Source organism: Parajatrophihabitans canadensis (genome assembly GCF_053764775.1).
In genome coordinates, this window is record NZ_CM132445.1 from 1,035,266 (window position 1) to 1,048,123 (window position 12,858).

A 12,858-nucleotide genomic window follows, 5' to 3' on the forward strand; every position below is an offset into this window, starting at 1 on the left:
ACGTGTTCAACATCGGACCCTTCGAGTTCGTGGTCCTAGCCGCCGTGGCCCTGATGGTCTTCGGACCTGACAAGCTGCCTCAGCTGACCAAGGACGCGGCTCGAATGCTGCGCACCATGCGCGACATGGCGCAGGGCGCACGGTCGCAACTCACCAACGAACTCGGTCCGGAATTCGCCAATTTCGATTTGAACTCGCTCAACCCGAAAACGGCGATCCGCAACGCGCTGCTGTCAGATGACGCCGACATTGCCGCCTTGAACCCGAAAGAAGTCCTTCAGCGCGCTCTTCGCGGCGAGGACGAGCCCGCCAAGCCTGTCGGTGGGCAGCCTGCGGGTGGGCAGCCTGGCGCCCCCGTGGCGAGGCCGAGCGAAACCCCGCTGGCCGCCGGCGAAGCGGCCCCGTACGACTCCGACGCCACCTGACGCGCGCCCGCTGACGAAGAGCCAGCTGAACGGCTGGTCTCGCGCTGGGGTCAGCGTTTGGCGGTCGCGGACAATCCCAACGGTCGTCCCACCAGACTGCGTTGGCGGGCGGCCAGCGTGTCCGCGATGTTCTCGAACGCCTTCGCGGCCGCCGAATCCGGGTGGCTGATCACGATCGGCGTGCCGTCGTCGCCGCCTTCGCGCACAGCGACATCGATCGGCACCTGACCCAGCAAACCGACCTTCGTCCCGGTCAGCTCGGTCAGCGAGGTGGCAACGGCCTCGCCGCCACCTGAGCCGAACAGTTCCATCCGAGAACCATCTGGCATGTCCAGCCAGCTCATGTTCTCCACGACGCCGACGATCTGCTGGTTGGTCTGAAGCGCGATCGACCCGGCCCGTTCGGCCACCTCACGCGCGGCCAGCTGTGGCGTCGTCACGACGAGCAGTTCGGCGGAGGGCACCAGCTGGGCGAGTGAGATCGCGATGTCACCGGTGCCGGGCGGCAGATCCATCAGCAGCACGTCCAGGTCGCCCCAGAACACGTCGGCGAGAAACTGCTGCAGCGCGCGATGCAACATCGGCCCGCGCCACACCACGGCGGTGTTGCCGGGGGTGAACATGCCGATCGAGATGACCCGCACATCGTGGGACTGCGGCGGCATGATCATCTTCTCGACCTGGGTCGGCTTGCCGGTGACGCCGAGCATCCGCGGGACCGAGAAGCCGTAGATGTCGGCGTCCAGGACCCCGACCTGCAGGCCTCGGCGGGCCAGTGCCACCGCCAGGTTGACCGTCACCGAGCTCTTGCCGACCCCACCTTTACCCGAGGCCACCGCGTAGACGCGGGTCCGCGAGTTGGGTTGAGCGAACGGGATTTCGTTGACCGGGTTGTCGCCACGCAGTTTGGTGCGGAGCTCGGTGCGCTGGTTGTCGTCCATGACGCCGAGATCGACTCTGACCGAGGTCACGCCGGGGACGGTCTGCACCGCTGCCGTTACGTCGGTGGTCAGTTTCTCGCGCATCGGGCAGCCGGCAACGGTGAGCAGTACCCGAATATTCGCCCCGCCGTCGGCATCTACTGCGACACCTTCAACCATGCCGAGTTCGGTGATCGGCCGCCGGATTTCCGGGTCGTTCACGCCCTCGAGGACCGCCAGCACGGCGGCCTGCAAAGTGGTGTTATCAGATCGTGCTGCATCAATTGCCACTACGCGATCGTACGTTCGTGGTGGCCGTCACTACGATCTGCGGTAATGCCTGTCTCACCTGAACCCCAGCCGACGCCCATTTCGCGAGCTCGTTTGTTGCCAAGCGGCCTCGAAACGACGCTCCCGCCGACCCTTGGCCTGCCCGATCGGCCTGATCGGCCCCGCAGGCCAACCTTGCGGGCCGATGACTGGCGGCTGGCCGCCTGGCGGAGCTTTCTGCGCTCCTACACCCACATCGTGCGGCAACTCGAGCAGGACCTGCAGGTCAATCATAAGATTGCCCTGGCCAGCTACGACGTGCTCGTCCAGCTCGCCGAGGCGCCCGAGTATCGGTTGCGGATGTCCGAACTCGCCAACGCCGTGCTGCTCTCGCGCAGCGGTTTGACCCGGCTCGTCGACCGTTTGCAGCGCGAGGGCCTGGTCGAGCGCCAGCCCGATCCCGGAGATGCCCGAGGCCTGTTCACGGTCATGACAGAAAAGGGCCGCGCTGCCCTGCGCGACGCTGCGGTGATCCATCTGGCCGGGGTGTCGAACCTGGTGGTGACGAAGCTGACCGACGACGAGCTGCGCGAACTGCAGCGGCTGATGACGAAACTCGATCCGGTGCCCATCGTGCCTCGTACGGACGAGGGTCTGCCGGGCGACGGCTAGCCAGTTGAGCAGCGATTCCACCAGCGATCCGACAAGCGATTGGACGAGCGACCCGGGCTCTGAGCGCAAACGGGTGGTGCGCGACTCGCTGAGCGTGGGTGTCGCGGTCGGCGCCTACGGGGTGGCGTTCGGGGCGGCGTCGGTCGCAGCCGGCTTCACGCCGGCCCAGTCCGCGGTCTCGTCCTTGCTGACCTTCACCGGTGGCACCCAGTTCGCGATCGCTGGGGTCATCGCCGGCGGTGGGACGGCGGCCGCAGCGTTGGGCAGCGGCTACCTGCTCGGTGCCCGCAACACGCTCTACGCCTTGCGCCTCGACCCGCTCCTCGGGGTTCGCGGCTGGCGTCGACCGCTGGCGGCCCTGGTCACGATCGACGAATCGACGGCAATGGCGCTGGGTCAGTCCGAACCGAGGCTGTCGCGGGTGGCGTTCTGGTGGACCGCGGCCTCGGTGTACGTGTTCTGGAACATCGCCACCATCGTCGGCGCGGTCGGTGCCCAGGCGCTCGGCGATCCGAAACGGTTCGGGCTCGACGCGGCCATCCCGACCGCGTTTCTCGCGTTGCTCGCACCACGATTGCGGTCCGGGTGGCTGCCCCGTCGGGTTGCGATCGGCGGCGCCGTCATCGCCGCGGTGCTGATTCCTCTTACCCCGCCTGGTGTTCCGGTGTTGGCTGCGTGTGCGGCCCTAGCGCTGGCCAGCGATTCTCGGCTGATCAGACTGCTGCGATTGCCTCGAGTGAACCGATGACCGAGCCGTTGACGACAGCGACCGGCTGGTGGATCGTCCTGGCCTCCGGTTTTGGCTGCTACGCCTTGAAATACGCCGGGTATGCCATGCCGCAACGGTGGTTCGACCGTCCCGGGCTGCGCCGGCTCATCGAACTGATGCCGGTCGCGGTGCTCGCCGCGTTGATCGTGGTGGAGGCGATCGCGGACGGGCGGCACTACGACTTCGACAGCGCTCGGCTGATCGGGTTTTCGGTTGGCGCAGTGGCGATTTGGCGCCGGGCGCCATTCATCGTGGTGGTCGTGCTCGCGGCGGCGGTGGCCGCGTTGATCCGACTCGTTTAGTTCTGGCGGCTCTAGTCCTGACGCTCGATCGGCTTTAGTCCTGACGTTCGGTGGGCGTTGGTTCGTTTGCGGTCGGGTCGGCCTGCGGATCAGGCTCGGGCGCGCTGGTCTCGGGTGCGCTGGTCTCGGGTTCGCTCGTCGCGGCTGCGCTGGAGGCTTCGGCGGCAGCCTTTTTGGCTTGCGACCGCTCCTTCTCCCGGGCCTTGTCCTTCGCGGCCTTCTCCTTGACCTTCTCCCGATCCCGCTGGGCGTCCCGATCCTCGATGCGTTCCAACCGGCTCAGCTCCGAGCGCAGGAAGTCGCGGGTTGCCACCTCGCCGAGCGCGATCCGGATCGAGGCGATCTCGCGAGCCAGGTACTCCGCGTCCGCGGTGGCCTTGCGGGCCTGGTCACGATCCTCCTCGAGATTCACCCGATCGCGGTCGTCCTGGCGGTTCTGCGCGAGCAGGATCAGGGGAGCGGCGTATGCGGCCTGCAACGACAGGATCAGGGTGAGAAAGCCCAGCGGGTACGGATCGAAGTGCGGCAATCCGGGGACCAGGTTGGAGACCAGCCACACCAGGATGATGAACGACTGCGCGACCAGGTAACGCCCGGTACCGAGAAACCGGGCGATCCGTTCGGTCAGCCTGCCGAAGGCTTCGGGGTCATAGCTGACTCGGACGCCGCGGCGAGGCAGATTGGGCTGATCGAGCCGCGGTCGCCGGTCAGCCACGGGCTCGTCCCGTCCGGCCCGGTGCCGCCGTTCGGCCGGGTGCCGCAGTTTTGCCCGGTGCAGGCGTTCGGCTGGGGGCAGCGGCCCGACCGGTTCGGCGGGCGGGAGCGTCGCTGTCGGCCTCGACGTCGACATCGCGCCAGTCCTCGGGCAGCAAGTGGTCGAGGACGTCGTCGACCGAGACCGCGCCGAGCAGCCGTTCGTTATCGTCCACGACGGCTACCGCGACCAGGTTGTAGGTCGCGAGGTGGCGAGTGACCGCCGCGATTGGCGTGTCCGGCGAGATTGCCGCCGGATCCTTCTCGGCGATGCCGCTGACCAGCGCCGAAGGCGGTTCGCGAAGTAGCCGCTGCAGGTGGGCAGTGCCGAGGTAGCGGCCGGTCGGGGTGGACTGCGGCGGCCGCACCACGAAGACCTGGGCCGCGAGTGCGGGGGAGAGGTCGGGGTTGCGCACCATGGCCAGCGCCTCGGCAACCGTCGCGTCGGGCAGCAGGATCACCGGCTCGGAGGTCATCATGCCGCCGGCGCTGTAGTCGCCGTAGCTCATCAGTCGCCGGACGGGCGCTGCCTCGTCGGGCTCCATGATCTCCAGCAGCCGTTCCTGCTCCTCAGCGGGCAGCTCACGCAACAGGTCGGCCGCATCGTCGTCGTTCATCGCCTCGAGCACGTCGGCGGCGCGCTCGTCGTTGAGGCTGCGCATGATGTGCACCCGGTCGTCGTCGGGCAGCTCCTCCAGCAGGTCCGCGAGACGATTGTCATCGAGCGCTTCGGCAATCTCTTGCTGACGCTTCTCGGGCATGTCTTGCAGCTGCGCGGCCATGTCGGCGGGGCGTAACGCCGACAACAGCGCGAGCAGGGCCTCGGTTCCCTGGACCGTCTCGACCGCGGACAGGCCGTCGACCTCGTTCCAGTCGAGCTGAATGAGCTGCCCGCGCCGCCGCCCGAGTCGCTGGCTGGACCGGACCGCGAGGCGCGTGATCACCCAGTCGCGAGTCCGGTTCTGCTCCATCGCGGCGTCGACGACAACAACTTGGGCGCCGTCTTCGATGCGGCGGACGGTTCGGTCGAGCACCTCGCCCAACACGAGCAGTTCGTGCGATCGCTGTTCGAAGCGCTTCATGTTCACGCTGCCGGTGGTCAACACCACCGCGTCAGGTTCGATCCGATTGACCCGGCCCATCGGGACGAAGATCCGGCGGCGATGCTGGACCTCGACGACCAGTCCGAGGACGCGCGGCGGCTGTCGATCGATCCGGAGGGTTGCCACCGCGTCCCGGACGCGACCGAGCAGATCGCCGTTTGGGTCGAACACGCCCAGGCCAGCTAGCCGGGCGATGAAGACTCGAGTCGCCGTACTCACATCGGCAGCCTAGTGGTGTCAAGCTTCAGTGTGGAACGACGCGATCCTCACACGACGGAGGCTGACAAGATGTGCCGGTGGTGACTCAGTCGACGTCGGAGGAATCTCTGGCGTTGCCACCGGCCAAGGACGCTGGCTTGTTGATCATTGCGCTGGCCGGCGTCTCGGCCTCGGGTCCGATCATGGCAGCCACCGCGGCCCCGGCCCTGGCGATCGCGTTCTGGCGAAATCTTTTCGGTGCCGGGCTCACCGGCGTGGTGACTTTGTCGCGGCACCGGGCCGAGATGCGTGCGCTGCAGCGGCGAGATTGGCAGATCGCGACTTTCGCAGGCGTGCTGCTCGCGCTGCACTTCGGGACATGGGTGCCCTCGGTGAAGTTCACGTCGGTGGCGTCGGCGACGGCGTTGGTCGCGACCCAGTCGGTGTTTGCCGGCGTGATCGCGGCGTTCATGGGCCGGCGGTTGCCCCGTGCCGCGTGGATCGGGATGGCATTGGCGTTGCTGGGCACCGCCCTGATCGCCGGAGCCGATTTCGGGGTGTCAACGCGGGCGCTCATCGGCGATGGGCTCGCGCTGGCTGGCGGCTTTTTCGCCGCGGGGTACGTGACGGCCGGCGCGGCTGCTCGCAAGACGATGTCGGCCCCGGCGTACACGACCATCTGCTACGCGGTGTGCGCGGTTGGGCTGCTGCTCGCGTGCCTGATCGGGGGGCAGTCGCTTAGCGGCTATTCGGCGCGGGCGTGGACGCTGATCGTGCTGGTCACGCTGTGCGCCCAGATCCTCGGCCATACCTTGATCAATGTCGTACTTCGCTCGGTGAGCGCCACCCTCGTGAGTCTGGCCATCCTGGTCGAGACGCCGGGCGCAGCCTTGATTGCTGCGGTGTGGCTGAATCAGACGCCGCCGATCTGGGCTTTACCGGGCCTGGTCCTGCTGTTCGTGGGCCTGATCATCGTCGTGCGATCGTCCTCGCGGTCTGTGGCAGACGTGGACTGACCCCTGCCGTTACGGGGTTGGTATACCGCTGAGCGGTCATGGCGACCCAGCGGTATACCAATCTCGGCGTTTGGCCTCGATGTGCGGCCTTTACGCGACGCGGCGGCGGTTACGCGACGCGGCGGCGGTTACGCGACGCGGCGGCCTTTCTCGCCGACCACGTCAGGTGCGATGCGCGAGTCGTCGCCGAGTACGAAGTGGTAGCTCAGGCCGGCTATGAGCCCACCGACGATCGGCGCCACCCAGAACAACCAGAGTTGGCCGAGTGCCCACCCGTGCTGGAAGATCGCGACGCCGGTCGAACGGGCCGGGTTCACCGACGTGTTGGTTACCGGAATCGAGATCAGGTGAATCAGCGTCAATCCGAGGCCAATCGCGATCGGCGCGAAACCTACCGGTGCCCTGCCGTGCGTTGAACCCAAGATGATGTAAAGGAAAACGGCAGTCAACACGATTTCGATGACGAGTGCTGCGCCCAGGTTGTATCCGCCGGGGGAGTGGCTGCCGTAACCGTTCGACGCGAACCCGGAAGCCTTTGCCGAGAAGCCCTTCTTGCCGTTGGCGACTACGAACAGGACAGCGGCTGCGACGATTCCGGCGACGACCTGGGTGACGATGTATGACAGCGCGTCGCGCCACGGAAAGCGTTTCGCCGCCGCGAGGCCGAGAGTCACGGCCGGGTTGAAGTGGCCGCCGGAGACATGCCCCACGGCGAAGGCCATCGTCATGACGGTGAGCCCGAATGCCAGCGCTACGCCGACGAATCCGATGCCGAGGTTGGTGGTCTGACCGCCCTTGATAAAGACGGCGGCGATCACGGCCGAACCGCAACCTCCGAAGACCAGCCAGAAGGTGCCGATGAACTCGGCAGCCAACCGTTTGTTGAGGGAGTACTCCATGACATTTCCTTCCTGTGCTCGGTGCCCTGATCCGGCCGAGCTTGAGTCGAGCGGTATGCGGTTTCCTCCAGCACACACCGTAGTGATACGAACGCGTTACGTGGTGCCGAATCACCGAAGAGGTCGAGACTCGTGCTACCCGATCAGAGGCGTGGTACTGCGACGCGCACGGTCATCCGAACCGCGATCACGCCGAGAATCCCTGCCAGCGCAGCGAAAACGGGCAATACCCAGAGTGCTGCATGCACCGAGGTCGCACTGGCCAGTGGCCCGAGCGCGGCGGGACCGATCAGAAATCCCAGGTAGCTGAAACTGGAAACGACTGCCAGCTTCGGCCCCGGCGCGCCCGGCCCGTCCGCGGCTGTGGAGAAGAAGACCGGCACGAGGATCGACAACCCGATGCCGAGGCAGCCGAATCCAACCGCCGCGCCGACAACGGTATTCGCGATCAGGCCAGCTGACAGGCCGACCGCGCCGATCGCTGACAGCATCGCGAGGCTTCGGGTTCGCCCGAGGCGCAGGACGATTCGATCGCCCAGCATCCGTCCGATCGTCATCATCACGGTGAACGCACCGAAGGCGATGCCGGTATGGCCGGCGGCAACGTGCAGGTCATCGCGCAGGTAGACCGGTGACCAGTCGGCCGAACTGCCTTCGGCCAGCAACGCGCAGACGCCGGCCAACCCCAGCAGGACGAGCCTGAGTTCGAAGACCCGCCCGCCGGTGGCGTAATCGTCGGAGACGTGGTCGCTGATGAACTGGCGCATGCTCCAGAGCGTGATAACCGCGAGGATGATCGCGAGTACGGCCTGCTGTGCCGCGAGGTGGATATGCAGACCGGCGCCGATGCTTCCGATGACGGCCCCGGCAACCGTGCCGACACTCCAGCAGGCATGAAAGCTCGACATGATCGGACGGCCGTAGCTGATCTCGATCTGCACGGCTTGGGCGTTCATCGCCACATCCAGCCCGCCGGTGACCACGCCCCACGCGACCAGGGCCAGAAACAGCGTCGGCAGGTTGACGGCCAGACCAGGGCCGGCGATGACCGCGTAGGTGCCGAAGGCCATCGCGCTGGTGACGGCGCCGCTGCCCCAGCGGGTGGTGGCCTTGCCGACCAGCGCCATCGCGATCACGGAGCCGACCGCCGGGCCCAACAGGGCGAAACCGAGGGCGGCATCGGAGAGGCCGAGTTTCGATTTGACCTCTGGGATGTGCGGAACCCACGCGGCGTAGAGAAAGCCGTTGAACGCGAAGGTCAGCGCCGTGGCCAGCCGTGCGCGCCGCAATGCCGGGGTGACGGACTCGGTCACCGACAGGTTCACCTCTGCTCCCTTCGCGTCCGGCCGGACGGATCTTCTACGATCTGTTCACGGTCTTACCTTCGTGGCCTCGCTGGCCAGTCAGGAATCGATAATGGGCACCACCTACGACCTCGACCGGCAGTACGTCTTTCACTCCTGGTCAGCCCAAGCTGCGCTCAAACCGCTGGTTATCGAATCTGCCCAGGGCAGTTACATCACCGATGGCGACGGTAACCGACTGCTCGACCTGAGCTCGCAACTAGTCAACACCAACATCGGGCATCAGCACCCGAAGGTGGTCGCGGCGATCAAGGCGCAGGCCGATGTGCTGTGCACGGTGGCGCCCCAGCATGCCAACGCTGCCCGGGGTGAGGCGGCGAAGCTCATCATCGAACGGGCCCCGCAGAACATGGCGAAGGTCTTCTTCACCAACGCGGGCGCCGAGGCGGTCGAGTACGCCGTGCGGATGGCCCGGTTGCACACCGGCCGTCACAAGGTCCTGTCGACGTATCGCAGCTACCACGGCGGCACGAACACCGCGGTCAACCTCACCGGTGATACCCGGCGCTGGGCTAACGATCTCGGGACGACCGGCACCGTGCACTTCTTCGGACCGTTCCTCTACCGGTCGGCCTTTCACGCCACGTCGGAGGCCGAGGAGTGCGAGCGCGCCCTGGAGCACCTCGAGCAGGTGGTCGGCTTCGAAGGCCCACAGACGATCGCGGCCATCATCCTCGAAACCATTCCGGGTACCGCGGGCATCATGCCGCCGCCACCGGGCTACCTCGCGGGCGTGCGTGCGTTGTGCGACAAGTACGGCATCGTCTTCATCGCTGATGAGGTGATGTGCGGTTTCGGCCGTACCGGTAAGTGGTTCGCGCTCGATCATTATGGTGTCGAACCTGATCTGATCACCTTTGCCAAAGGCGTCAACTCCGGCTACGTCCCCCTCGGTGGCGTGATCATCTCGCAGCAGATCGCCGATACCTTTGCCGACCGGGTGTTTCCTGGTGGGCTGACGTACTCGGGTCACCCGCTGGCGTGTGCCGCGGCGGTCGCCACGCTCAATGCGATGACCGATGAAGGCATCGTCGAGAATGCGGCACAGATCGGCGAGACCGTGCTCGGGCCCGGCCTGCGCGAACTGGCCGAACGGCATCACGTCATCGGCGAGGTACGCGGTCTCGGAGTCTTCTGGGCGCTCGATCTGGTCACCGACCGGGCGACCAAAGAGCCACTGGCGCCCTACGGCGGCACGTCGCCGGCGATGAGCGAATTGGTCGGCGCACTCAAGGCGAACGGGGTGTTGCCGTTCACGAACTATCACCGGCTGCACGTGGTACCGCCGTGCATCGTCACCGCGGACGAGGCTCGCGAGGGCCTGGCCGCGATCGACAAAGCGCTTACCGCCGTTGGGCATTACTACGTGGGCAGTTAGGGCTCGACAAGCTAGCTGCCGGGCAGGATGTTCACGGCACGGGCGGCAATGAGAGCAACGAGGACGAGCGAGATCGCCGATTGCACCATGAACAGCACTTTTGACCAGCGCGATAGGGGCATTGTGTCGGTCGGCGAAAACGCGGTCGCGTTTGTGTAGGCGACATAGAGGTAATCGATGAAGATCGGTTCGAAGTCCATGTCCAGTCTTGGGTCGGTCATCTGGGGGTAGAGCAGATCGATGGTGCCCTCGTTGCCGAGTGCGCGGCTGGCCGGCCCGCCGCGATCGTATTCCCAGTACCAGAGGGCGAAAACGATCACGTTGGTGAACCAGATCTCGGCGCCACCCAGTAGCAATTGAACCGCGGGCAGGTGGTCGCCGGAGGTGATCTCGCGAACCAACAGCACGGCTGAGGTGGCGTTCGTGGCGGCGATCAGCCCGAGCACGATCTGGGTGGCAATGCGCAGTCTCGTCGAGCGATCGGTGATTCGCTTCGGCTGGATCGCCACGATGATGATGAGGGCGACCAGTTCGACGCCCTGCAGCAGGTATTTCGGGTGCACGACGAACAGGGTCGGTATCAGGCCTTGCAGCAGGATGGCGGACAGCATCGCCAGCGCTGCCCACCAATGCTGCTCACCTTCGGTGCGTCGACGCCAGGCCGGTGTGATTGCTTGCGACATGGCTGCATTGTCATACAGCGCTCGTCGTCAATGGGCTGACGGCGCGGCTTTCTTGGCGCTGAACCGGATTTGATATTCGCCCGCCCGTGAGATCGCCACGTCGGTGAAGCCGGCCGTCTCGAGCCGTTGACCTAGCGTGTCGGCGTCCAGCGGCACGAAGGTGTCATCGACGTGGGCCTGGCGGATCCTTTCGCTCTCGACCGAGTCGACGGCGAGCAGACAGGCGCCGGCGCGCAGCGCGCGATGCAGCTGTGCGAACAGCCTGTCCTGGTCGGCGGCTGACGGCATGTGATGCAGCATCGAGAAGCAGGTCACTGCCGAGAAGCGGTCCGTGGCGAGGTCGAGCGTGCTGGCGTCGCCTTCAATGACCTCGACGTTGGTGTTGGCTAGCCGCGATTTGAGTGCGGTGGCCAGCGCGGGGTCGATCTCGACCGCCGTGAGGTGGGCCGCCCGCTGGCGCAGCAGATCGGTGGTCAGGCCGGGTCCGGGACCGATCTCGAGCACATCGTCGCCGAGGTCAGCGACCTCTTCGAGCCACGGTACGAGCTCGGTCTGCAGGGCTTTGGCCCATTCCGGGCTGGCAAGATAGGCCAGGTGGCCGGTGTTCATCGGAGGCCGATCGGCCGCAATACTTGGCTGAGAGTTGTCATGCGACATTCGTACGCCCATCAAGCCGTGACCGTCTCCGCCCAAGCGGCCTACTTTTAGCCTTTCGCGGCCACCCCACCGGCGAATCGTGTAACGCTCGGCACCGCATAGATGCCGAGCGTTACACGATTCGCGGGGGAACGTACCGTCATGGTGTGCCCTCTGGTCCGAGCTTGTGGCGACTGCTGCTTCCCAAGTGGCTGTTGCTGCACGTCTTCGTGATCGCGTCCTGCTACGCGATGATCCGGCTCGGGCACTGGCAGTGGATCGTGGCGCATCGCCACCACGGCGCCATCCAGAACTATTCGTACGCGTTTCAGTGGTGGGCATTTGTCGGCTTCGCGATCCTGATGTGGTTCCGGGTGGTCCGCGACTGGCGACGGCGCGAATCGGATCAAGAAGCCGAGCACGAGGCACTTACTCAGGCAGCTCTAGAGGGCCCGCGCTATGTTGCCTATTCACCGCCGGTGTCGACGGAGGTCGACGATGATCCGGAGCGGGCGCGGTTCAACGCCTATCTCGCGAGATTGAATGCCAAGGATCGAGAGGAAACTCGTTGAACGACAAGAAGGATGCCGGGACGCGCAATTCATTTTTGCGTTATCGAGTAATGGCATTCGTAACCGGTACGTTGCTCGTGCTACTGGTCTTCGTGGCGATACCGATCCGGTATATCGGCCACAATCACGGTCCGGTGGCCGTCATCGGCACCGCCCACGGCTTTCTGTTCATGGTCTATCTGGTGACCGCTCTCGACCTTGGCGTCCGGCGTAGATGGAACCTCATCAAGCTCGCGCTGGTCATGGTTGCCGGCACTGTGCCGTTCGCCTCGTTCTTCGCCGAGCACAAGATCCACGAAGAGATGAAGCCGTTGCTGGCTCGTCGGGCGCAGGCCGCACAACCGAACTCAGTCTGAGCCGCTGGCCTTCTGCCACCCGGAATCGAGGCCACGCACCAGGGCCGTCCGGGCTCGGGCCACCCGTGAGCGGATGGTGCCGATCGGGCAGCCCATCACATCGGCGGCCTCGGGGTAAGACAGTCCGAGCACCTGGGTCAGGACGAAGGCCTCGCGAAATGGTGCATCCAACGAGTCGAGCAGCATTCGAAGGCCAACGGTGTCGGCGGGATCTGCGGCCCGATCGTTCGGCTCGACCTCGCGCATCGGAACGACCGGTTTGCGTGACCTGATCGCGTCGGCACAGACCCGGCGGGCGATGGAGAGCAGCCACGTCCGCGCCGATGAGCGGGCGGCGAACCGATGCAGCGAGGCGAAGGCCCGGGCGAACGTCTCTTGGGTCAGATCTTCGGCGTCCCGCGGGCTGCCGAGGTGCGAGCACAGCCGCCACACGTCGGTCTGGGTGCGCCGGACGAAGTCGGCCGCGGCGGCTGAATCGCCGGCGCGGGCTCGGAGGGCGGCCATCGTGATGTCGTCGAAATCAGGCGCATCCACGCTGACTG

16 protein-coding genes are annotated in these 12,858 nt (G+C 66.0%); 8 read left to right on the forward strand and 8 right to left on the reverse strand.

What is annotated here, in order from left to right; all coding sequences use genetic code 11:
- The first annotated feature begins 2 nt into the window (after window positions 1-2).
- Entirely contained in the window at window positions 3-425 is a 423-nt protein-coding gene (locus ACSMXN_RS05015; RefSeq protein ID WP_022913487.1) for a sec-independent translocase, read from the forward strand.
- A 50-nt stretch (window positions 426-475) separates the two neighbouring features.
- Here the strand turns inward: ACSMXN_RS05015 and ACSMXN_RS05020 are convergent, their stop codons facing one another.
- The gene (locus tag ACSMXN_RS05020) at window positions 476-1,630 is read right to left on the reverse strand and encodes an Mrp/NBP35 family ATP-binding protein (protein ID WP_035943922.1); all 1,155 of its coding nucleotides are present in this window, start codon (window positions 1,628-1,630) and stop codon (window positions 476-478) included.
- A 180-nt stretch (window positions 1,631-1,810) separates the two neighbouring features.
- On the opposite strand from ACSMXN_RS05020, the gene ACSMXN_RS05025 reads away from it, so the two are divergent.
- From ACSMXN_RS05025 to ACSMXN_RS05035, 3 genes are read left to right on the forward strand one after another with little or no spacing between them, the layout of a single operon-like run.
- The gene (locus ACSMXN_RS05025) at window positions 1,811-2,287 is read left to right on the forward strand and encodes a MarR family winged helix-turn-helix transcriptional regulator (protein WP_455407698.1); all 477 of its coding nucleotides are present in this window, start codon (window positions 1,811-1,813) and stop codon (window positions 2,285-2,287) included.
- Between the two features lie 4 nt (window positions 2,288-2,291).
- Window positions 2,292-3,035 (forward strand): AzlC family ABC transporter permease, encoded by a 744-nt coding sequence (locus tag ACSMXN_RS05030; protein WP_022913490.1) that lies wholly within the window; start codon window positions 2,292-2,294, stop codon window positions 3,033-3,035.
- Window positions 3,032-3,358 (forward strand): AzlD domain-containing protein, encoded by a 327-nt coding sequence (locus ACSMXN_RS05035; protein WP_022913491.1) that lies wholly within the window; start codon window positions 3,032-3,034, stop codon window positions 3,356-3,358. The genes ACSMXN_RS05030 and ACSMXN_RS05035 overlap by 4 nt, the downstream gene beginning before the upstream one ends.
- 34 nt (window positions 3,359-3,392) lie before the next feature.
- Here ACSMXN_RS05035 and ACSMXN_RS05040 read toward each other — a convergent pair whose 3' ends face one another.
- Both ACSMXN_RS05040 and ACSMXN_RS05045 read right to left on the reverse strand, forming a co-directional pair.
- Window positions 3,393-4,073, reverse strand: coding sequence for a DUF1003 domain-containing protein (locus ACSMXN_RS05040; protein WP_051148879.1), 681 nt, complete (start codon window positions 4,071-4,073; stop codon window positions 3,393-3,395).
- Window positions 4,066-5,433: a magnesium transporter MgtE N-terminal domain-containing protein gene (locus ACSMXN_RS05045; protein ID WP_022913492.1), complete on the reverse strand. Its 1,368-nt coding sequence runs from the start codon at window positions 5,431-5,433 to the stop codon at window positions 4,066-4,068. The genes ACSMXN_RS05040 and ACSMXN_RS05045 overlap by 8 nt, the downstream gene beginning before the upstream one ends.
- A 71-nt stretch (window positions 5,434-5,504) precedes the next feature.
- Between ACSMXN_RS05045 and ACSMXN_RS05050 the strand changes: the two genes are divergently transcribed.
- The gene (locus ACSMXN_RS05050) at window positions 5,505-6,428 is read left to right on the forward strand and encodes an EamA family transporter (RefSeq protein WP_022913493.1); all 924 of its coding nucleotides are present in this window, start codon (window positions 5,505-5,507) and stop codon (window positions 6,426-6,428) included.
- A gap of 128 nt (window positions 6,429-6,556) precedes the next feature.
- On the opposite strand, the gene aqpZ is transcribed toward ACSMXN_RS05050, so the two are convergent.
- Both aqpZ and ACSMXN_RS05060 read right to left on the reverse strand, forming a co-directional pair.
- Entirely contained in the window at window positions 6,557-7,327 is a 771-nt protein-coding gene (gene aqpZ, locus ACSMXN_RS05055; RefSeq protein WP_027139483.1) for an aquaporin Z, read from the reverse strand.
- Window positions 7,328-7,470: 143 nt separating this feature from the next.
- Window positions 7,471-8,640 carry an MFS transporter gene (locus tag ACSMXN_RS05060; protein ID WP_196811285.1) on the reverse strand — a complete coding sequence of 390 codons (1,170 nt, stop codon included), beginning with the start codon at window positions 8,638-8,640 and terminating at the stop codon, window positions 7,471-7,473.
- Window positions 8,641-8,743: 103 nt separating this feature from the next.
- On the opposite strand from ACSMXN_RS05060, the gene ACSMXN_RS05065 reads away from it, so the two are divergent.
- The gene (locus ACSMXN_RS05065; RefSeq protein WP_022913496.1) at window positions 8,744-10,069 is read left to right on the forward strand and encodes an aspartate aminotransferase family protein; all 1,326 of its coding nucleotides are present in this window, start codon (window positions 8,744-8,746) and stop codon (window positions 10,067-10,069) included.
- An 11-nt stretch (window positions 10,070-10,080) separates the two neighbouring features.
- On the opposite strand, the gene ACSMXN_RS05070 is transcribed toward ACSMXN_RS05065, so the two are convergent.
- Together ACSMXN_RS05070 and ACSMXN_RS05075 are read right to left on the reverse strand one after the other, a co-directional pair.
- On the reverse strand, window positions 10,081-10,752 hold the full coding sequence (locus ACSMXN_RS05070) for a DUF1345 domain-containing protein (RefSeq protein ID WP_022913497.1): 672 nt from the start codon (window positions 10,750-10,752) through the stop codon (window positions 10,081-10,083).
- Between the two features lie 27 nt (window positions 10,753-10,779).
- Window positions 10,780-11,361, reverse strand: a complete 582-nt coding sequence (locus ACSMXN_RS05075; RefSeq protein WP_027139485.1) for a class I SAM-dependent methyltransferase — start codon at window positions 11,359-11,361, stop codon at window positions 10,780-10,782.
- 194 nt (window positions 11,362-11,555) lie between these two features.
- On the opposite strand from ACSMXN_RS05075, the gene ACSMXN_RS05080 reads away from it, so the two are divergent.
- Window positions 11,556-11,960, forward strand: a complete 405-nt coding sequence (locus ACSMXN_RS05080; RefSeq protein ID WP_022913499.1) for a metalloprotease — start codon at window positions 11,556-11,558, stop codon at window positions 11,958-11,960.
- The gene (locus tag ACSMXN_RS05085) at window positions 11,957-12,316 is read left to right on the forward strand and encodes a DUF3817 domain-containing protein (RefSeq protein ID WP_022913500.1); all 360 of its coding nucleotides are present in this window, start codon (window positions 11,957-11,959) and stop codon (window positions 12,314-12,316) included. The genes ACSMXN_RS05080 and ACSMXN_RS05085 overlap by 4 nt, the downstream gene beginning before the upstream one ends.
- Here ACSMXN_RS05085 and ACSMXN_RS05090 read toward each other — a convergent pair.
- Window positions 12,308-12,820, reverse strand: a complete 513-nt coding sequence (locus tag ACSMXN_RS05090) for a sigma-70 family RNA polymerase sigma factor (protein ID WP_035943931.1) — start codon at window positions 12,818-12,820, stop codon at window positions 12,308-12,310. The genes ACSMXN_RS05085 and ACSMXN_RS05090 overlap by 9 nt on opposite strands.
- Between the last annotated feature and the right edge of the window lie 38 nt (window positions 12,821-12,858).

Coding starts and splice junctions, on each gene's coding strand:
- ACSMXN_RS05070 (WP_022913497.1), bottom strand. CDS start 10,752: ATGTCGCAAGCAATCACACCGGCCTGGCGTCGACGCACCGAAGGTGAG.
- ACSMXN_RS05065 (WP_022913496.1), top strand. CDS start 8,744: ATGGGCACCACCTACGACCTCGACCGGCAGTACGTCTTTCACTCCTGG.
- ACSMXN_RS05075 (WP_027139485.1), bottom strand. CDS start 11,361: ATGAACACCGGCCACCTGGCCTATCTTGCCAGCCCGGAATGGGCCAAA.
- ACSMXN_RS05090 (WP_035943931.1), bottom strand. CDS start 12,820: ATGGCCGCCCTCCGAGCCCGCGCCGGCGATTCAGCCGCCGCGGCCGAC.
- ACSMXN_RS05035 (WP_022913491.1), top strand. CDS start 3,032: ATGACCGAGCCGTTGACGACAGCGACCGGCTGGTGGATCGTCCTGGCC.
- aqpZ (WP_027139483.1), bottom strand. CDS start 7,327: ATGGAGTACTCCCTCAACAAACGGTTGGCTGCCGAGTTCATCGGCACC.